Below are 17983 nucleotides of genomic sequence, written 5' to 3'. Positions count from 1 at the left end.
AAATGGAAAGTTCGGATTATTTCTTGTTTTTAGTGGTCAGACGTTCAACGTTAATGAAGAGTTAAATGGAGGATTTTATTAATGAAGTTTGTTATGTTTCTTGTAGGATTACTCGTTGTATTTGTACTCGGTTTTCTTATAAGCTCCGATCGAAAGAAGATTAAGTATAAACCAATCGCAATTATGCTTATTATTCAGCTAGCATTATCTTATTTCTTATTAAATACGCAAATTGGTTATATTTTAGTAAAAGGAATTTCAGATGGGTTTGGCGCACTTCTTGGATATGCGGAAGCTGGAATCGTTTTCGTATTTGGTGGTCTTGTTAATAAAGGAGAGGTTTCATTCTTCTTAACAGCGTTATTGCCAATCGTATTCTTTGCCGTTTTAATTGGAATTCTGCAGCACTTTAAAATTTTACCGATATTTATTCGTGCTATTGGTACTTTGTTAAGTAAAGTAAATGGTTTAGGAAAATTAGAATCATATAACGCAGTAGCAGCTGCCATCGTTGGGCAAGCAGAAGTATTTATTACAGTAAAAGATCAATTAAGTAAAATCCCAAAACACCGTTTATATACATTATGTGCATCTTCTATGTCAACAGTATCGATGTCAATCGTCGGTTCTTACATGAAAATGATCGAACCAAAATATGTAGTAACAGCACTTGTATTAAATTTATTTAGTGGTTTCATTATTATTCATATTATTAACCCGTACGATATTACAGAAGAAGAAGATACACTGAAATTAGAAAATAAGAAAAAACAGTCATTCTTTGAAATGTTAAGTGAATATATTATGCTTGGTTTCACAATCGCGATTACAGTAGCAGCGATGTTACTTGGTTTCGTAGCATTAATTACAGCAATCAATAGCTTGTTTGATTCCATGTTCGGTATTACATTCCAAGCTATTTTAGGATACATTTTCTCGCCATTAGCATTCGTAATGGGTATCCCGCAAGCCGAGATGGTAACAGCGGGACAAATTATGGCAACGAAATTAGTATCAAACGAATTTGTTGCGATGCTTGATCTTGGAAAAGTAGCTGGTGATTTATCAGCTCGTACAGTTGGTATCCTTTCTGTATTCCTTGTATCATTTGCGAACTTCTCATCAATCGGAATTATCGCAGGTGCAACGAAAGGTATCGATGAAAATCAATCAAATGTAGTATCATCATTCGGTCTACGCCTTGTGTACGGTGCAACATTAGTAAGTATTCTATCAGCGATTATCGTTGGTGTTATGTTATAAAAAAGATGGTCCTAGCTCATAGCTAGGGCTATTTTTTATGGTAAATTTGCATAGAAAAACCAATTAATTAGGAATATATTAACATATAAAAATCTTTTTAAATTTATATTGCTTTTCAGTTAGATAACGCTTACAATTTGATTTGTAGGTGGTATCAATTTCAGACTTTCAAGTATGGTAGGAGAGAAGAAGCTACCTTTTATAAATTGCAATTTATGTAAACGCTTACTGATTTTAGATAATAGTTGAATAGTATTTAGGGGTTTTAAATTTTTTTAACATCAATGGTCAGACGTCATTCGTTATACGACCGATAACTCGTGGGAGAAGTGGAGGATTCACATATGAAAATAGTAATGTTTCTAGTCGGTTTACTTGTAGTATTTGTACTAGGTTTCCTTATCAGTTCAGATCGTAAGAAAATTAAATATAAACCAATTGCACTTATGCTTGTCATTCAATTGGTACTTGCATATTTCTTACTAAATACAAAGGTCGGATTTGTATTAGTAAAAGGGATTGCAGATGGATTTGGCGCTATTTTAAAATTTGCGGAAGCAGGGGTTAATTTCGTATTTGGTGGTCTAGCAAATGATGGACAAGCACCATTCTTCTTAACAGTATTATTACCAATTATTTTCTTAGCAGTATTAATTGGGATCTTACAACATATTAAAATTTTACCGATTATCATTCGTGCAGTCGGTTTCCTATTAAGTAAAGTGAACGGTTTAGGAAAACTAGAATCATATAATGCAGTAGCAGCTGCAATTGTCGGTCAAGGGGAAGTATTCATTACAGTAAAAGATCAATTAAGCAAATTACCGAAAAATCGTTTATACACACTTTGTGCATCTTCCATGTCTACAGTATCGATGTCAATTGTCGGTTCTTATATGAAAATGATTGATCCAAAATATGTAGTAACGGCACTTGTATTAAACTTATTTAGTGGATTCATTATCGTTCATATTATTAATCCGTATGACGTGAAAGAAGAAGACGATATTTTAGAATTACAAGAAGATAAAAAGCAAACATTCTTTGAAATGTTAGGCGAATATATTATGCTTGGTTTCTCTATCGCTGTAACAGTAGCGGCGATGTTAATCGGTTTCGTAGCATTAATTACAGCAATTAATGGTGTGTTCGATTCAATTTTCGGAATCACATTCCAAAGCATTTTAGGATACATTTTCTCACCATTAGCATTCGTAATGGGTATCCCAACATCAGAGATGCTAACAGCAGGGCAAATTATGGCAACGAAATTAGTAACGAACGAATTCGTTGCAATGCTTGACCTTGGTAAAGTAGCTGGTGATTTATCAGCTCGTACAGTAGGTATTTTATCTATCTTCCTTGTATCATTTGCGAACTTCTCATCAATTGGAATTATCGCAGGTGCAACGAAGAGTATCGATGGCAAACAAGCAAACGTTGTATCATCATTCGGATTAAAACTTGTATACGGTGCAACGTTAGTAAGTATATTATCAGCGGTTATCGTTGGGGTTATGCTTTAATAAATAGTAAAAAAGTCGTTTATCTTTCACTTAGAGGATAAACGACTTTTTTTGTTTTGGTATGATAAATAATACAGAGAGGGGGAATTAGGTTGGAAGAACAGGATATTTTAAGGGAGTTTGACGAGATTATAGATAACATTGATCAATTAACTGGAGAAGATGCTAGAGCGTTTTTGAAATTGATACATGGATATTTGAGCATAGTAGAAGAAGGCGATGGGACTTTTACTCATAGTGACTTTGTTGAAAAGGTTTCTAGGTTTTATAAGAAAGATGTGGCGAAGGTTATTCAGCTGAGAGAAGAAATAAAAAAATCACCTTAATCCATTCATTAAGGTGATTGAAATACTACTCAGCTGGAGGCGTAAATGTACGTTTCTCTAATTCAGCATCTAACATAAATAATGCGTTTGAATCGCTTGTAATACGTTTTAATTTTTGGATGATGCTATCGAATGAAGCTTCTTCTTCTACTTGCTCATCGACGAACCATTTTAAGAATGTAATTGTTGCGTGTTCACGCTCATCCCAGGCGATATCAGATAGATTGTAAATACGTTTTGTTACTTCACGCTCGTGCTCAAGTGCTACTTCAAAAGCGTTCAGTACAGAGTCATATTCGTTATTTGGATTATCAAATCCAGTAATAATAGCGCGCTCACCGCGGTCATTAATGTAGTTGTAAAGCTTCATTGCGTGGAAACGTTCTTCTTCAGCTTGTACAAGGAAAAAGTTAGCGAATCCATCATAGCTTTCGGCTGTACAGTAAGCAGCCATTGCCATATAAGCGTGGGCAGAGTAAAACTCAAAGTTCATTTGATCGTTTAGTGCATCGTGCAATTTTTTAGATAACATAAAATCCCCCTTAGTATTGTGACAAGAATATTATATCATAATTGATAATATTCTCATTTGGATGTTTCAAACCTTTTCGAAAGCTTTGTGACGTGTGCGTCCATAATGTCTTGCAAATCTAAATCATATTTTTGTGAAAGAATAATAAGATTAGATAGTACATCACCAAGTTCTTCTTTTAGTTCTTGTTTTAGTTCTTCTTCTGTCTTAGCGTCTTCATCAGGACGATCGCGACCGATTTCGATTGCGCGAACAACGCGTGAAACTTCCCCAACTTCCTCTGTTAAGAAATTTAAGCGAATAAAGGCATTATACTGTGACCAGCTTCGTTTTTCGTAAAATTCCTCAACCCATCTTTGAAATGCAACGATATCCATTTCTTTCTCATCCCCTCAATATGTTGTACAATGTTCATTGTATCATAACAATATATAGTTTCGGGGTGTAAGGATGAGAAAGATTTGTGTGTTTGCAGGTTCCAACTTAGGGGAGAGACCAGAATTTAAAGAGCAGGCAATAGCGTTAGGGAAAATGTTTGTTGAGAACGATTATGAGCTTGTATACGGTGGTTCTTGCGTTGGATTAATGGGAGAAGTAGCAAATGAAGTACTTCGTTTAGGCGGGCGTGTAACAGGTGTTATGCCGCGCGGTCTATTCCGAGGAGAAATCGTTCATACAGGGTTAACAGAATTAATTGAAGTAGAAACGATGCATGAACGTAAAGCGAAAATGGCAGAGCTTTCGGATGCTTTCATCGCACTGCCGGGGGGATACGGAACGTTTGAAGAGCTATTTGAAGTAGTATGTTGGTCACAAATTGGTATACATAATAAGCCAGTTGGTTTATTGAACATAAAAGATTTTTATGGACCAATTTTGCAAATGGTTGAACGCGCAGCGGAAGAAGGATTTATGAATCCGTCAAATAAAGAGTTAATCGTTTCAGCTGAGACAGCTGATAAATTAATTCATGAAATACAAAATTACGAGCGTCCTGTTTTAGGAACGAAGTGGAAGCAGTTATCATAATACAATTTTATAGAGATTATTGGAAACACATGTCACTTTATCTTCAAAAGGCATGTGTTTTTAATTTGGTTAAATATGTTAATGTTGAGATATAATGTTTTGGGAAAAGGAGAAGTAGATGGAGGAGTTTGTGTATTTAAGGCCGGTTTTTAAAAGTATTTTAGCAGCATCTATTCTTGTTATGCTAATTGTTTCAACACAGAAGAAAGAGCGAATTAATGAATTTTCGCTTTGGTTTATTTCGATATTGTGTATCGGTGTTTCAGCGATCACGTTGTTTATGTCTGGATTTATTGTGGATGAGTATAATCTAGCTGGGGATGCACAGAGTTTTAATATGTGTATTGCGATTGGTTGTATTAGCGGTTTGAATTTCATTATTTATTATAGGCGGAAATAAAAAGAAGGCATTCCGTATTACTTTGGAATGCCTTTATCATTTTGATTACTTTGTTTTTTATACAAGTACCAGCCACCCCAGCCGCCACCAATTGCTACTACAACGAGGAAAGCATAGTCTTTCACTTCGATACGTATGTTGAAAATATTAGCTATAAGTAAGACAATCCCAACTGTTATTAACGCAAAAAATGCTCTAATTAAGTAGTCTTTCAACTGAACCACTCCCGCCATTTAAGTAGTAAATGATGAATATGGAAAAGCTTTTTTTGAATCTATGTTACTATATTTTAACATAAAAGAGATTGTAATATATTGATGAAAGTAGGGGAGAGGGACGCAGATCTTGTCATGATTTGTCGGTAAGTCGATATCCTATGTCGAATCGTCGATATAATGAAAAAATCGTTGATATATTTGAAAAATCGTCGATATATAGGGAAAATCGTTGATATAAATTTCATGTACTGATACACGCGACCATTCCATAGAAAAAAGCGACTCTGAACGAGCCGCTTCCGCTTTTAAGTAATATCCAGCTCCAGCGGCTAGAATCTCCGGTCATTTCGCTCTCTCGCTCGAAGCAAAAAGCGCTTCAAGGTCGAGAGCTCCAAATAGCCTGCGATTCTGAGCAAGCCGCTTCCGCTTTTAAGTATTACTGATTCAAGAACGCACGTAGCATCCAAGCGTGTTTTTCTAGTTCTGTGTAGATGCCTAGTAGTAGGTCAGATGTCATTTCGTCATCAGAGTCTTGAGCGATTTCCATGCCTTTTTTCAGTTCGACTAGCATCATTTCGTAGTCTTTCATGATTGCTTCGACCATCCCTTCTGCAGTTTCTCCGTATGCTGCTTCTTGAATAGAAGATATTTCTAAGTATTCTTTCATTGTTGCTACTGGTTTGCCGCCAATTGCTAAAATACGTTCTGCAATTTCATCGATGTGAGTAGCTGATTCTGTGTAAAGTTCTTCGAATTTCTCATGTAATGTGAAGAATTGAGGTCCTTTTACGTACCAATGGAAGTTGTGTAATTTTGTGAATAAAACGCTCCAGTCTGCTACTTGTTTGTTTAATACTTCGATTACTTGTTTGTTCATTATGATCAATCTCCTTTTGAGTTGTTATGTGATATCAATTACTAATTTATAATTATTATAATCTAGTAATTCGTATAAATCAACCCTTTTGCTGGAATTAATTTGAACAAATTATGAACTGTTGTAAATAAAAATCCCTATTACCTTGGAGTAATAGGGATTTTGTTTGATATATAGCTGTTGTTCTAAACGAGCTGCTTTCACTTTTAGTGATATCCAGCTCCAGCGGCTAGAATCTCCGGTCATTTCGCTCTCTCGCTCGAAGCAAAAAGCGCTTCAAGGTCGAGAGCTCCAAATAGCCTGCGATTCTGGACGAGCCGCCTCCGCTTTTAATTATTACACAGCCTTCTGTTTTTCTTCTATATCCTGTCCATCCCAACACTCTGTATTTTGTAAGCCAGGGATAGAACTTGCAACGAAAACAGGATCTTTTCCTTGTTTCTTTTGCTTAATATAGTCTACTAATGCTGCGTAGGCGAATTTGCTTAGGAATGAGATGGCAATTAAGTTTGTGAATACCATTAGTCCCATGAATAAATCAGCTAAGCTCCAAACTGTTTGAAGGGCAGCGATTGATCCGAAGAATACCATTCCGACAACTGCCACGCGATAAATCATTAACCATGTTTTACTTTCTTTAATGAATGCGATATTTGTTTCACCATAATAGTAGTTTCCTAGTAAAGAACTGAAAGCGAATAGGAAAATAATAATCGCTAAGAAAGTGCTTGCCCACGGTCCAATTTGTGAACTTAATGCATTTTGTGTTAATTCGATACCTTTTAAATTTGAACCTTTGTAAAGTCCAGAACATAATACGATAAATGCTGTTGATGTACATACTAAGAATGTGTCTACGAAAACACCTAATGCTTGAACAAGTCCTTGTTTTACAGGGTGAGATACATCTGATGTTGCAGCTGCGTTAGGGGAGCTACCCATACCTGCTTCTGTTGCGAATAGACCGCGCTGAATTCCGTACTTAATTGCTGCTCCAATACCACCAGCGATGGCTTGGTCTAAACCGAATGCACCATTAAATATTTCCATAAAAATGCTTGGTAACATAGTAAAGTTGTTAATCACGACAAAAATAGCCACACCAATATAAATGATTGCCATTGGAGGAACAATCATTTCCGTAATACGTGAAATGCTCTTAATGCCACCGAAAATAATAACTGCAACTAATAAAGCTAATAGAGCCCCTACGATCGTTCGCTCTAGTCCAAAAGCATTTTCAAATGCAATTGTTACTGTATTTGCTTGTACAGAATTGAAAATTAATCCGTATGCAACTGTAATAAGAAGTGAGAACCAAACACCCATCCAGCGTTTGTTTAATCCTTTTTCCATGTAATATGCGGGTCCACCACGGAATCTGCTTCCATCTTTTACTTTATAAATTTGCGCGAGCGTACATTCTACGAAACTAGTAGCTGCTCCGAGGATGGCGATAAACCACATCCAAAACACTGCACCAGGTCCACCCATTGAAATAGCTAATGCTACACCAGCTAAATTTCCGATACCGATACGTGCTGCTGCACTTAAGCAAAATGCTTGGAACGGAGAGATGCTATCTTTCTTTTTTTCTTTTCGATTAAATCCTTTACTAATTAAACCGACCATCTCACCGAAATGAGTAATTTGGACAAATTTTAATTTAAAAGAGAAATAAAGACCGAAGCCGATTAGCATTGCAATAAGAATATATGACCATAAAATATTATTCGTTACCTCAAGGAATCTGCTAAAGATATCAACCATATAATACACTTCCTTTTTTCCGTAATAAGAAAATTATATGCAAAAAATATATGAGAATCAATTTTTCTAAAAAATTATGTTACTTAAAGTTATTTTATGTTATGATTATGTTACATCGTAATATTTTTAGAATTGTTTCCATTTTAAAAAACTAAATGTAGAGCGAGAAAGAGGGGATAATTTGAAAGAAGAAACTTTATTGAAAGTAAGCCTTAAGAGTTTGAAAATGAGAAGTAATATATTTTTTATCATTACATCTTTAAGTATCTTTTTAGGAGCCACTTATTATTACAATAAAAGATTTCCAAATCACAGGTATCCTGAATGGTTAGAGTTTCTAAAGTTGATTGGATGAATAAAAGACAGAAAAACAGAAAATTCAAATAAAAATTGTTGTGGAGGAGCTAAATATGAATATTAGAGAAAGTGAACTTCCGGGTATTGGTTATAAGTTTCAAATCGTTACGAAAGGTAACGAGAAGATGGTGATTGTTATTCATGATGACGGGCGTAGAGAAATGTATCATTTTGATTCAGAACATGAAGAAAGTATCTCAAGTATTTCATTACGTGACTCAGAGGCAAGACAAATTGCAGCCATACTAGGTGGAATGGTATATAAGCCGAGAGCATTAGAAAATGTTGAAATGGTTTTTGAAGGTTTGGCGATTGAGTGGTTTAAAGTGGAGAATGCTGCGCCAGCAATCGGAAAAACAATCGGCGATCTGGAAATAAGAAAAACATATAGCGTAACGATTATTGCAGTTATGAAAAAGAATATGAAAAAGCTATTTAATCCAGGACCAGAAACAGTAATTGAGGAAGGCGATATGCTTGTAGTTTCAGGTGAGAGAGAAGAAATTAAAAAAATTATTAATGAGTTACTTTCGAATAGGGGGACTGACTAGATGGATACGTTAATTTTTGAAGTTGGTACAGCGTTAGTATTAGTTGCAATTGCAGCAGTAATTGCTGGAAAGTTTAAATTCTCAGTCATTCCGTTTTTAATTGTTCTTGGGATGTTAGTGGGGCCACACGCGCCGACAATAGGTGTGATCGATTTCAAGTTTATTGAAAGTGCAAGTGTCATTTCCTTCCTTGGACGGATTGGAGTTCTGTTCCTTCTGTTCTATCTAGGACTAGAGTTTTCGATGAAAAAATTAATTAAATCTGGACGTTCTATTGCGATTGGCGGAACGATCTATATTTTAATTAACTTTTCACTTGGGTTATTGTACGGATTTATCATGGGATTCCCTTTACTAGAAATCTTAATTATTGCGGGGATTATTACGATTTCTTCTAGCGCTATCGTTGCAAAGGTGTTAGTGGATTTAAGAAGAACTGGTAATAATGAGACCGAATTAATTTTAGGAATTATCATGTTCGAAGATATATTCCTTGCTGTATATTTATCAGTCGTTTCTGGATTAGTTCTAGGGGATCACGCTTCATTCTTAGGTGCCCTTACTTCAATTGGAATTGCTTTAGGATATATGCTTCTATTCTTTATTGTAGCTAGAAAAGCGACGCCGTTATTAAATAAATTGCTTAATATTAGTTCGGATGAAATTTTCATTATTGTAGTATTTGCTTCATTATTCTTTATTGCAGGATTCTCGGAAACAATTCACGTTGCCGAAGCAATTGGAGCACTTCTTTTAGGATTAGTTTTCTCTGAGACAGAGCATAGTGACAGAATTGAACATCTCGTTGTTCCATTTAGAGACTTTTTCGGAGCTATTTTCTTCTTCAGTTTCGGATTAAGCATTGATCCGTTCTCATTGGGCGGAGCGATATGGTTAACGTTAGGTGCAGTTCTTCTTACAATCATCGGGAACTTTGTAGCGGGGATGATTGCAGGACGACAAGCTGGATTATCTCATAAAGCGTCAACAAATATTGGATTAACAATCGTTTCAAGAGGAGAATTCTCCATCATTATGGCCAATATCGGTATCGCTGGTGGTTTAATGTCAGTCTTGAAGCCATTCTCAGCACTATACGTGCTTATACTATCTATCTTAGGTCCACTTCTGACAAAAGAGTCAAAGAATGTATATAAATTTTTAAATAAAATCTTTAAGTGGGATACGAAGACTAACTAAATTAAAAAAATAAAAGTAAAAGATATGTATGAAAAAGTGATTACGGAAAAGGAATCTATGACGACATAGATTCCTTTTTGATTGGCATTTTTTCAAGGATGAAAGAATACGTTTAATATTTACCATATTGTGGCATACATATAGAAAAAGGGTGCTTGGAAAGGGGAATAAAGAGAAATGGAACTCCAGTTTCAAAATGTATATCAACAGGTGGAGAATTGGTATGTGTTGGATTCGGAGCTTCCTTGGGATGTCAAAAGGCTTAGAGACGATTTATTTTCACTGATTGAAGTATGTAAAACACCGGTTATTTTTTGTGATACGTGTGATGTGAATCATGTCCTTTTATCACTAGGAGAAGAAGAAGAGGAATTTTTATTCCCAGTAGGTGGTTTTTATCATAAAGAAAAACAATTAATTTTTGTTTGTATGTGGGAAGAGTATGAGCAAGTCCTTAAAACACTACTGCATGAATTTCGTCATGCAATGCAGCATAAGAGCGAAGTATTGTATGTTGGAAGTGAATTGTACGAAGATAGATGGATTGAGAAAGATGCGAGAAAGTTCGCGGAGAGGAAGTTAGATGAATATAAAAATAGAAAGTTAATGTAAAGCATAGTGGAGAAATAGCGCTGTGCTTTCTTTGCTTCTTACTAAAAATAAGTAATTGACTTTTATGAAGTTTAGTTCTAAACTAATGGTATGAAATGAGCGAGGTGATGAAATGAAAACAGAAGATAGACTAGGTTTACTACTATGGTTTCGTTTATCACGTTTTTATAACAAAAGTATTCGTGAGACGAATCAGCATTTGAAAGAATGGAAAGTATCTGCCGCTCAGTTTGATGTACTAGCTCAAGTTGGAGGGCATGGCCGTTTAACGCAGCAAGAGCTTGGAAATAAGCTATTTGTTACGAAGGGAAATATTACGCAGCTTTTAAATAAAATGGAGCAGCTCGAATGGATTCGTCGTGAACAAGAAGGTACTACAAAATATATTTCGTTAACAGAAAAGGGAAGAGCTTTATATGAAGAAATCATCCCGCCTCAAGAAACATTCCAAGCGGAGCAGTTTCAAAATTTAAATGTAGAAGAACAACATCAATTACTACAATTACTAAAAAAGTTACAGTGAGAAAAATTTTAAAATAAATCTCGAATTCGAGATAATATGAGGTGAAGGATATGTTTAGAAAAGTTGATCATAAAAATATGGGAAGAGCAAATCACGGTTGGTTAAATACACATTTTCATTTTTCATTTGCAAATTATTATAATCCTAATAACATGAACTTCGGTGCATTACGTGTAATTAATGATGACTTAGTAGCACCGCAAACTGGTTTTGATATGCATCCCCACCGCGATATGGAAATCATTTCGTACGTTGTAGACGGTGCTTTAACACATGAAGATAGCATGGGGAACCGCGGAACAATTGAGCGTGGACATGTTCAATATATGAGTGCGGGTACGGGTGTATTTCATAGTGAGCATAATTTAGGAAATGAAACATTACGTTTACTACAAATTTGGATTTTACCAGATCGCGCGGACCATAAACCAAACTATGGTGAGTTTAAATTTGATTGGAACAAGCGTGAAAATGAATGGTTTCATATGGTATCTCAAGTAGAAGGCGGGGCACCAATTCAAATTCATCAAGATGCGAATTTATATGCTTTATCGTTACATGCTGGAAAAGAAATTCATTTTCCAGTGAAAGAAGGCCGTCAATTGTATCTTGTACAAATTGAAGGTAGTAGTGTAATCAATGGTGAGACACTTGTTATGCGTGATGCGGCAGAAGCGATAGAAGAAGATATTCATATTGTAGCGAAAGAGCAATCTCACTATTTAGCAATTGAATTGAAAAAACAATAAAAGGTTTGAAAAGAGGACATCCGATAGATGTCCTCTTTTTTTGAGTGGAATTGTCAGAAAAAACTTTCTCAAATTTTAGGGAAAGGTATCAACTTGAAAAACAAGAATTGTATAAAAGTGTCAAAAATCTTTATGGGAATGGGGAATGTTATAGTGAAAAAGCAAGTCATTTCATCAGCATTAGCGTTAACTGTTATCGCCGGGGGATTTGGAACATTTGGAGCAACGACAACGAAAGCGGAAGAACAAAAAATTCAATACCATCAAGAATTTAAAACGCCTGCATACATAGGTGAAGAATGGAAAGCACCGGAAGGACTAGATAAAAAAGAAACGGTCTTTCAATATTTAGAGAGTAAGAAAGATATGTTCAAATTAGCAGGAAATATGGATAAACACTTTAATGTCGTTGGGGAAGAAAAAGATGCTGAATCCGGTACAACACACGTGAAGCTAGTTGAGAAACATAATAACATTCCTGTGTACGGTTCAGATCAAACAGTTACACTAGATAAAGAAAATAATGTAAAAGCATTCTTCGGACAAGTTATTCCGAATTTAGAGGATAAAAATATTCCTGCATTTGCAAAGATTAGTGCAGAGCAAGCAGAAACAATTGCAAAGGCAGATATTGAAAAAGAAGTTGGTAAAGTAAAGAATTATGACGGTGTGAAAAAAGATTTATATGTGTATGAAAAAGATGGGAATTACTATCTTGCATACTTAGTGAAAGCATCGATTTCAAAGCCAGCTCCAGGGTATTGGCATTACTTTGTTGATGCGACAAATGGAAATGTGATTGAGAAATATAACGCTGTAGATAACATTACAGGATTTGGTTACGGAGTATTGGGCGGTAAACAATCATTTGAAATTGCTCAAGATACGAAAACAGGAGAATTCAACTTATTTGATGGTAAACGAGGACAAGGTATCCATACATTTGATGCAGAGAATATGGACGAAAACTGGTTTAATCTATTCTCACAAATTCTTGGGTATACGGGAGAAGAAGTTAAGAGTAAATCTAAGTTCTTCGAAGATAAAGCGGCAGTTGATGCGCATGTAAATGCAGGGAAAGTATATGATTACTACAAAAAGACATTTAATCGTAACTCTTTCGATGATAAAGGTGCGAAGCTAATTTCTACTGTTCACGTTGGAGAAAGCTGGAATAACGCAGCTTGGAACGGTGTGCAAATGATGTATGGTGATGGCGATGGTAAAACATTCATTCCATTATCTGCTGGACTAGATGTTATCGGTCACGAATTAACGCATGCTGTCACTGAGCATACAGCAAATCTTGTTTATAAAAATGAGCCGGGTGCGTTAAATGAATCGTTATCTGATATTATGGGTGTTATGGTTGAGAAGAAGAGCTGGGATTTAGGTGCTGACATTTATACACCTGGTAAACCTGGTGATGCACTTCGTTCATTGAAAGATCCAGCGTCTATTCCAAACCCATTAAAACCAGGTGAAGGTTACCCAGATCATTACAATAAACGCTACACTGGAACAGCTGATAATGGCGGCGTTCATATTAACAGTAGCATTAACAATAAAGCTGCATACTTAGTATCTGAAGGCGGGGAGCATTACGGCGTGAAAGTAACAGGAGTAGGCCGTGAAGCGACAGAAAAGATTTATTACCGTGCTCTTACGAAATATTTAACTGCAAACTCTGACTTTAAGATGATGCGTCAAGCAGCACTTCAGTCAGCTGAAGATTTATATGGTAAAAACTCTAAAGCTGTACAAGCTGTAACGAAAGCTTATGATGCAGTAGGCGTAAAATAATAAGAGAAAAAGACCTGACTAGGATGTCAGGTCTTTCTGTATTTAGTCGCGAATACCTAATGCGATTTTCGCTATACGTGACATACGTTCTTTAGACCAGGGCGGATTCCATACGACATTTACTTCTATTTCATTGACTTCAGGTACGTTCGTTGATAATACTTTTTTTACGTCTGATACAATTTGCCCAGCCATTGGACAACCGATAGAAGTCATCGTCATCGTAATGACAGCATTATTATTTTCATCTGCTGTAACGTCATAAACTAATCCAAGATTAATAATATCAACACCGAGTTCAGGGTCAATAACAGCTTCTAAGTTTGCATATAACTTTTCTTCAAATGCTTGTTGTGACATGTGTAGCACCCCCTACATATTAATGATATCGATTCTCATTATAACGGATATATGTATAAAGTGCAGGAAATGAGCTCAAAAAAATATTCCTCTTGGAAGAGGAATATTTTTGGAATGGCTATTCAGTTTTAAAATGAGATACGAGTTGATCTAATTCTTCAACTGTTTGTTTCATTTGTTTAGCTGTTTGTGTCATTTCATTCATCGTAACGACTTTTTTCTCAGCAGATTGTGCTGTTGCCGCTGTTTCACTAGATACTTCAGTAGAAATAGAAGCGATGTTATTCAGTGAAGCGTTCATTTCTTCAGCACTTGCAGCCATTTCTTCAGCAGTTGCTGAGATGTCTTGCATTTGAGTAGATACTTTGTTTACTTGTTCTACAATTGTCGTGAAAGAATTGCCAGCTTCACGAATAACATGAATGCCTTCAGATGCTTCCGAACGGCCTTGTGACATCATAGAGTTAGCAGTTTCAGTGTCTTGTTGAATTTGATGTAGTAGCTGGTTAATATCTGTTGCCGCTGTTTTAGATTGTTCAGCAAGTTTTCGAACTTCGTCAGCTACGACAGCGAAACCTTTTCCTTGTTCGCCAGCACGAGCTGCTTCAATAGAGGCGTTTAAAGCAAGTAAGTTTGTTTGTTCTGCGATATTAGAAATAGATTGTACAGCTGTATCAATATATTTTGTATGAGTGATTAGACGTTCGACCACTTCTGACGTAGCATTTACCGCGTCGTGTATCGTTGTCATTTGTGAAACAGATTTTTGAATAACAGTATTTCCATCGTTAGCTTGTTCGGATGTAGCTACAGCAAGTTCAGTTACAGATGAAGCAGATTCAGCAATGCGCTGAACACTTACTGTCATATCGTCCATTGCAGTTGAGCTTTCTTCCATGCTAGCAGATTGCGATTGAATACTTGCATTTAAGCTAGACATCGAGCTTTGAACTTTTATTGTTGCCTCACGTGATATATTCGTTTTTTCTAGCATATTTTCAGAAGCGTTTTGTACTTCCACAGATGTTTTTTGAACACGATTAATAATATGTTGTAGATTTTCTAACATTTTATTAAATGATGTTGCAATCGTACCAATTTCATCATTACTATTTACTTGTAGGCGGGCTGTTAAGTCACCTTCTTGAGATGATAATTCTTTTAGCTTGCTATCAATTTGTTGAATTGGTTTAACAAGTTTACCAGAGAACCACCATGCAAGTGTGATAGCTACGATAATACAAATAACAAGTGATAAGAAGACAACATATTCAATTTGTAGTGAAGATTGATCAATTTTTGCGATAGATTGATCACGTAGCTTAGCTTGTTCATTACTATAATTTGTGAAGTCACCAATTACTTTATAAACAGTACCATTTTCTGCATAAGCTACTTGTAAAGCTTCTTCCCACTTTTGTTCTTTTGCAAGAGGGAAAACTTTTTCTTCAATAAATTTTCTCCAAGTGGATCCTGATTCCATTGTGCTTTTCACAGATTGAGAAAGATTAGGATTTGAAAGAAGCTCATCCTTCTTATCTTCAAGAAGTTTACTCATTTCATTAAATTTGTCTAATTCAACTTGATCGTGCTGTAATAAATACCCTCTTAAAGCAGAGAGCTGTACTTGGTAAGCATCCCCGCGCTCTTTTAATTGTGTTGCAAGGGGGGAAATCTCTTTTTGTAATGCTTCAGCTTGACGAGATTGATCAATAGCAAAAAATAAAATAAAAGCTAAGGCGATTCCAAATAAAGCGCAAATCGTTCCCATCATGAACATTAGTTTTTTTCGAATGCTAATAAAACTCATATAATAAAATCCTCCTTTGTGAAATCATAGTATTAGAATTAATTAATGTAAAAAATTGAAAGAAAGCTTTACTCCGTCTGGAATAAAGCTTTCTTCTTTCCTTTAGGAATTATAGCAGACGGAATGAGAGATAGAAAGAGATATTTTAAAGTGAAAAAAGAGAGATTGTAAATCTCTCTTTTTTCACTTTAAGCATTTGTTTTAAAATGAGAAACGAGAACTTCAAGTTCTTGTACGGTCGTTTTCATTTCAGATGCTTTTTTAGCAACGACACTCATTTTGTTTACTTGGTCACCAGCTGAAGTTGCTGTTTGTGATGTTTCGGCGGCAACTTCACTTGAAATAGAAGCGATGTTATTTAAAGCTGCATTCATTTCTTCAGAACTTGCGGCCATTTCTTCAGCAGTTGCAGACACCTCCTGCATTTGTGTAGAGACTTTGTTAATGTGGTTAACAATTTCTGAGAATGAAGATCCTGCAGTACGAATGACTGTAATGCCTTCAGAAGCCTCTGACTGACCTTGCGTCATCATTTCATTTGCTATTTTTGTATCTGCTTGAATTTGATGAAGTAAATGGTTAATATCAGTTGCTGCTAGCTGAGATTGTTCAGCAAGCTTTCGTACTTCATCGGCAACAACAGCGAAGCCTTTTCCATGTTCACCAGCACGAGCCGCTTCAATGGAAGCATTTAAAGCAAGTAAATTCGTTTGTTCCGCGATATTAGAAATAGATTGAAGTGCAGTATCAATATGATTTGTATGTGTAATGAGTCGTTCCACTACTTGTGATGTAGCGTTCACAGCTTCATTAATGGTATGCATTTGTGTAATAGATTTCTCAATGACTTTATTCCCACTATCAGCTTTTTCTGAAGTAGTAACAGTTAGGCTAGCAACAGAAGAGGCGGATTCTGCAATACGTTGAACACTCGTTGCCATATCGTCCATTGCAGTTGAACTTTCTTCGATGCTGGAGACTTGTGAACGAATATTATGCTCAAGAGCATTCATAGTTTCTTGCGTTTTTGCTGTATTTTCCATAGAAGCAGTTGTTTCAATAAACACATTTTCAGATGCTTCTTTTACACTTGTTGATGTTTGTTGCACTTGTTGTATGATACGTTGTAAGTTAGCGAGCATTTGATTAAAGGAATTGGCGATATCACCGATTTCATCTTTACTCGTTACGTGCAGCCTAGCAGTTAAATCACCATCTTGAGAAGCTAATTCTTTTAATTTCTCATCAATTTGTCGTATCGGTTTAACGAGTTTACCAGAGAACCACCATGCTAATAAAATAGATGTTACTGTACATGTAATAAGTGAGAAGAAAATAATATATTGAATAAGAGATGAAGAAGATTCTACGTCAGCAATTAATGCGTCACGTTTATCATTTTCTTCATTTGCATATTTCGTAAAACGACTTAAAAGGTCGTTTACATAATCGGTTTGAGCTAAAGCGATTTTGGATGCTTCGTCCCATTTTCCTTCGCGAGCGAGAGGGAGGACTTCATTATCTATGACGCTTCGCCATTTTCCACCCATTAAAATGGCTTCTTTCATTCCTTCCGAAAGTTTTTTATCACTAGTTACTTTTTCTCTCGTATCAGCTAGTTTTTTTCCTTCTCGGTTGAATTTATCCAATCCTTTTTGATCATGTGACAGTAAATATTCTTGTAAACCAGCAACTTGTGCTTGGAACCAATCACCACGTTCTTTTAAAATGGTTGCTCTTTTGGATACATCATTTTTTAAGGTTTCGACTTCATTTGCTTGATTCATGGCGAATGAAAGAATAACAATAAGAGCAATGCTAAATAAGGAACAAATACTTAAGAGTGTGAACAGTAGTTTTTTTCGAATGCTAACATATTTCATCGTTACCCCTACCTTTTAAAAACTATTTATTATGATTTATAAATGTTAATACAGAGTTAATAAAAACATTATTATGAAGTTATTAATCTGTTCAATGAAAATTATAGCAGATAATGGAAGATAGCAAATCAGTATGAGTAAATGTTCTTAAAATGTATACATTTGTATATCAAAAAATTCATAAATAAAAATTA

19 protein-coding genes are annotated in these 17983 nt (G+C 35.6%); 11 read left to right on the top strand and 8 right to left on the bottom strand.

Annotation, left to right across the window (positions count from 1 at the left end; genetic code table 11):
- Positions 1 to 81: 81 nt before the first annotated feature.
- The 3 genes from MKY00_RS25540 (at position 82) to MKY00_RS25530 (ending at position 3115) form a co-directional block, all read left to right on the top strand.
- Positions 82 to 1263, top strand: coding sequence for a NupC/NupG family nucleoside CNT transporter (locus MKY00_RS25540; protein WP_016718867.1), 1182 nt, complete (start codon positions 82 to 84; stop codon positions 1261 to 1263).
- A 344-nt stretch (positions 1264 to 1607) separates the two neighbouring features.
- Positions 1608 to 2789, top strand: coding sequence for a NupC/NupG family nucleoside CNT transporter (locus MKY00_RS25535; protein ID WP_000706846.1), 1182 nt, complete (start codon positions 1608 to 1610; stop codon positions 2787 to 2789).
- A gap of 92 nt (positions 2790 to 2881) precedes the next feature.
- The gene (locus MKY00_RS25530; RefSeq protein WP_016718866.1) at positions 2882 to 3115 is read left to right on the top strand and encodes a hypothetical protein; all 234 of its coding nucleotides are present in this window, start codon (positions 2882 to 2884) and stop codon (positions 3113 to 3115) included.
- Positions 3116 to 3140: 25 nt separating this feature from the next.
- On the opposite strand, the gene MKY00_RS25525 is transcribed toward MKY00_RS25530, so the two are convergent.
- Both MKY00_RS25525 and MKY00_RS25520 read right to left on the bottom strand, forming a co-directional pair.
- A complete protein-coding gene (locus MKY00_RS25525; RefSeq protein WP_000949389.1) occupies positions 3141 to 3647 on the bottom strand; it encodes a ferritin in 507 nt (168 codons plus the stop codon).
- 53 nt (positions 3648 to 3700) lie between these two features.
- Positions 3701 to 4024, bottom strand: a complete 324-nt coding sequence (locus MKY00_RS25520; RefSeq protein WP_000355748.1) for a MazG nucleotide pyrophosphohydrolase domain-containing protein — start codon at positions 4022 to 4024, stop codon at positions 3701 to 3703.
- 73 nt (positions 4025 to 4097) lie between these two features.
- On the opposite strand from MKY00_RS25520, the gene MKY00_RS25515 reads away from it, so the two are divergent.
- Together MKY00_RS25515 and MKY00_RS25510 are read left to right on the top strand one after the other, a co-directional pair.
- Complete coding sequence (locus tag MKY00_RS25515; RefSeq protein WP_001225729.1) at positions 4098 to 4676, top strand: LOG family protein; 579 nt, start codon at positions 4098 to 4100, stop codon at positions 4674 to 4676.
- A 118-nt stretch (positions 4677 to 4794) separates the two neighbouring features.
- On the top strand, positions 4795 to 5076 hold the full coding sequence (locus MKY00_RS25510) for a hypothetical protein (RefSeq protein ID WP_016718865.1): 282 nt from the start codon (positions 4795 to 4797) through the stop codon (positions 5074 to 5076).
- Between the two features lie 17 nt (positions 5077 to 5093).
- Here the strand turns inward: MKY00_RS25510 and MKY00_RS25505 are convergent, their stop codons facing one another.
- The 3 genes from MKY00_RS25505 to MKY00_RS25495 all read right to left on the bottom strand — a co-directional run bounded on the left by MKY00_RS25505 (position 5094) and on the right by MKY00_RS25495 (position 7941).
- Entirely contained in the window at positions 5094 to 5291 is a 198-nt protein-coding gene (locus MKY00_RS25505; protein WP_000656322.1) for a hypothetical protein, read from the bottom strand.
- Between the two features lie 439 nt (positions 5292 to 5730).
- The gene (locus MKY00_RS25500; RefSeq protein ID WP_001041889.1) at positions 5731 to 6171 is read right to left on the bottom strand and encodes a Dps family protein; all 441 of its coding nucleotides are present in this window, start codon (positions 6169 to 6171) and stop codon (positions 5731 to 5733) included.
- Positions 6172 to 6507: 336 nt separating this feature from the next.
- Positions 6508 to 7941, bottom strand: coding sequence for an alanine/glycine:cation symporter family protein (locus MKY00_RS25495; protein WP_000227573.1), 1434 nt, complete (start codon positions 7939 to 7941; stop codon positions 6508 to 6510).
- 410 nt (positions 7942 to 8351) lie between these two features.
- On the opposite strand from MKY00_RS25495, the gene MKY00_RS25490 reads away from it, so the two are divergent.
- The 6 genes from MKY00_RS25490 to nprB all read left to right on the top strand — a co-directional run bounded on the left by MKY00_RS25490 (position 8352) and on the right by nprB (position 13736).
- Positions 8352 to 8849: a cation:proton antiporter regulatory subunit gene (locus tag MKY00_RS25490; RefSeq protein WP_016718864.1), complete on the top strand. Its 498-nt coding sequence runs from the start codon at positions 8352 to 8354 to the stop codon at positions 8847 to 8849.
- A complete protein-coding gene (locus MKY00_RS25485; RefSeq protein ID WP_000380218.1) occupies positions 8850 to 10049 on the top strand; it encodes a cation:proton antiporter in 1200 nt (399 codons plus the stop codon).
- Positions 10050 to 10226: 177 nt separating this feature from the next.
- The gene (locus MKY00_RS25480; protein WP_000422828.1) at positions 10227 to 10661 is read left to right on the top strand and encodes a DUF3920 family protein; all 435 of its coding nucleotides are present in this window, start codon (positions 10227 to 10229) and stop codon (positions 10659 to 10661) included.
- Positions 10662 to 10773: 112 nt separating this feature from the next.
- On the top strand, positions 10774 to 11184 hold the full coding sequence (locus tag MKY00_RS25475) for a MarR family winged helix-turn-helix transcriptional regulator (protein ID WP_000845455.1): 411 nt from the start codon (positions 10774 to 10776) through the stop codon (positions 11182 to 11184).
- Between the two features lie 50 nt (positions 11185 to 11234).
- Positions 11235 to 11933, top strand: a complete 699-nt coding sequence (locus MKY00_RS25470; protein ID WP_016718863.1) for a pirin family protein — start codon at positions 11235 to 11237, stop codon at positions 11931 to 11933.
- Positions 11934 to 12086: 153 nt separating this feature from the next.
- The gene (gene nprB / locus MKY00_RS25465; protein ID WP_014893422.1) at positions 12087 to 13736 is read left to right on the top strand and encodes a neutral protease NprB; all 1650 of its coding nucleotides are present in this window, start codon (positions 12087 to 12089) and stop codon (positions 13734 to 13736) included.
- A gap of 42 nt (positions 13737 to 13778) precedes the next feature.
- Here the strand turns inward: nprB and MKY00_RS25460 are convergent, their stop codons facing one another.
- The 3 genes from MKY00_RS25460 to MKY00_RS25450 form a co-directional block, all read right to left on the bottom strand.
- Positions 13779 to 14096: a metal-sulfur cluster assembly factor gene (locus tag MKY00_RS25460; protein ID WP_016718862.1), complete on the bottom strand. Its 318-nt coding sequence runs from the start codon at positions 14094 to 14096 to the stop codon at positions 13779 to 13781.
- 118 nt (positions 14097 to 14214) lie between these two features.
- Complete coding sequence (locus MKY00_RS25455) at positions 14215 to 15906, bottom strand: methyl-accepting chemotaxis protein (protein ID WP_016718861.1); 1692 nt, start codon at positions 15904 to 15906, stop codon at positions 14215 to 14217.
- A gap of 188 nt (positions 15907 to 16094) precedes the next feature.
- Positions 16095 to 17789 (bottom strand): methyl-accepting chemotaxis protein, encoded by a 1695-nt coding sequence (locus MKY00_RS25450; protein WP_016718860.1) that lies wholly within the window; start codon positions 17787 to 17789, stop codon positions 16095 to 16097.
- Between the last annotated feature and the right edge of the window lie 194 nt (positions 17790 to 17983).

This window comes from Bacillus sp. FSL R9-9834 (assembly GCF_038006905.1).
GTDB classification, from domain to species: domain Bacteria; phylum Bacillota; class Bacilli; order Bacillales; family Bacillaceae_G; genus Bacillus_A; species Bacillus_A pacificus.
Note: the sequence above shows the minus strand (reverse complement) of the source record. Positions and strands in the feature narration are given on the sequence as shown.

Coding starts and splice junctions, on each gene's coding strand:
- MKY00_RS25490 (WP_016718864.1), top strand. CDS start 8,352: ATGAATATTAGAGAAAGTGAACTTCCGGGTATTGGTTATAAGTTTCAA.
- MKY00_RS25480 (WP_000422828.1), top strand. CDS start 10,227: ATGGAACTCCAGTTTCAAAATGTATATCAACAGGTGGAGAATTGGTAT.
- MKY00_RS25470 (WP_016718863.1), top strand. CDS start 11,235: ATGTTTAGAAAAGTTGATCATAAAAATATGGGAAGAGCAAATCACGGT.
- MKY00_RS25475 (WP_000845455.1), top strand. CDS start 10,774: ATGAAAACAGAAGATAGACTAGGTTTACTACTATGGTTTCGTTTATCA.
- MKY00_RS25535 (WP_000706846.1), top strand. CDS start 1,608: ATGAAAATAGTAATGTTTCTAGTCGGTTTACTTGTAGTATTTGTACTA.
- MKY00_RS25520 (WP_000355748.1), bottom strand. CDS start 4,024: ATGGATATCGTTGCATTTCAAAGATGGGTTGAGGAATTTTACGAAAAA.
- MKY00_RS25460 (WP_016718862.1), bottom strand. CDS start 14,096: ATGTCACAACAAGCATTTGAAGAAAAGTTATATGCAAACTTAGAAGCT.
- MKY00_RS25455 (WP_016718861.1), bottom strand. CDS start 15,906: ATGAGTTTTATTAGCATTCGAAAAAAACTAATGTTCATGATGGGAACG.
- MKY00_RS25510 (WP_016718865.1), top strand. CDS start 4,795: ATGGAGGAGTTTGTGTATTTAAGGCCGGTTTTTAAAAGTATTTTAGCA.
- MKY00_RS25450 (WP_016718860.1), bottom strand. CDS start 17,789: ATGAAATATGTTAGCATTCGAAAAAAACTACTGTTCACACTCTTAAGT.
- MKY00_RS25540 (WP_016718867.1), top strand. CDS start 82: ATGAAGTTTGTTATGTTTCTTGTAGGATTACTCGTTGTATTTGTACTC.
- MKY00_RS25485 (WP_000380218.1), top strand. CDS start 8,850: ATGGATACGTTAATTTTTGAAGTTGGTACAGCGTTAGTATTAGTTGCA.
- MKY00_RS25495 (WP_000227573.1), bottom strand. CDS start 7,941: ATGGTTGATATCTTTAGCAGATTCCTTGAGGTAACGAATAATATTTTA.
- MKY00_RS25500 (WP_001041889.1), bottom strand. CDS start 6,171: ATGAACAAACAAGTAATCGAAGTATTAAACAAACAAGTAGCAGACTGG.
- MKY00_RS25515 (WP_001225729.1), top strand. CDS start 4,098: ATGAGAAAGATTTGTGTGTTTGCAGGTTCCAACTTAGGGGAGAGACCA.
- MKY00_RS25525 (WP_000949389.1), bottom strand. CDS start 3,647: ATGTTATCTAAAAAATTGCACGATGCACTAAACGATCAAATGAACTTT.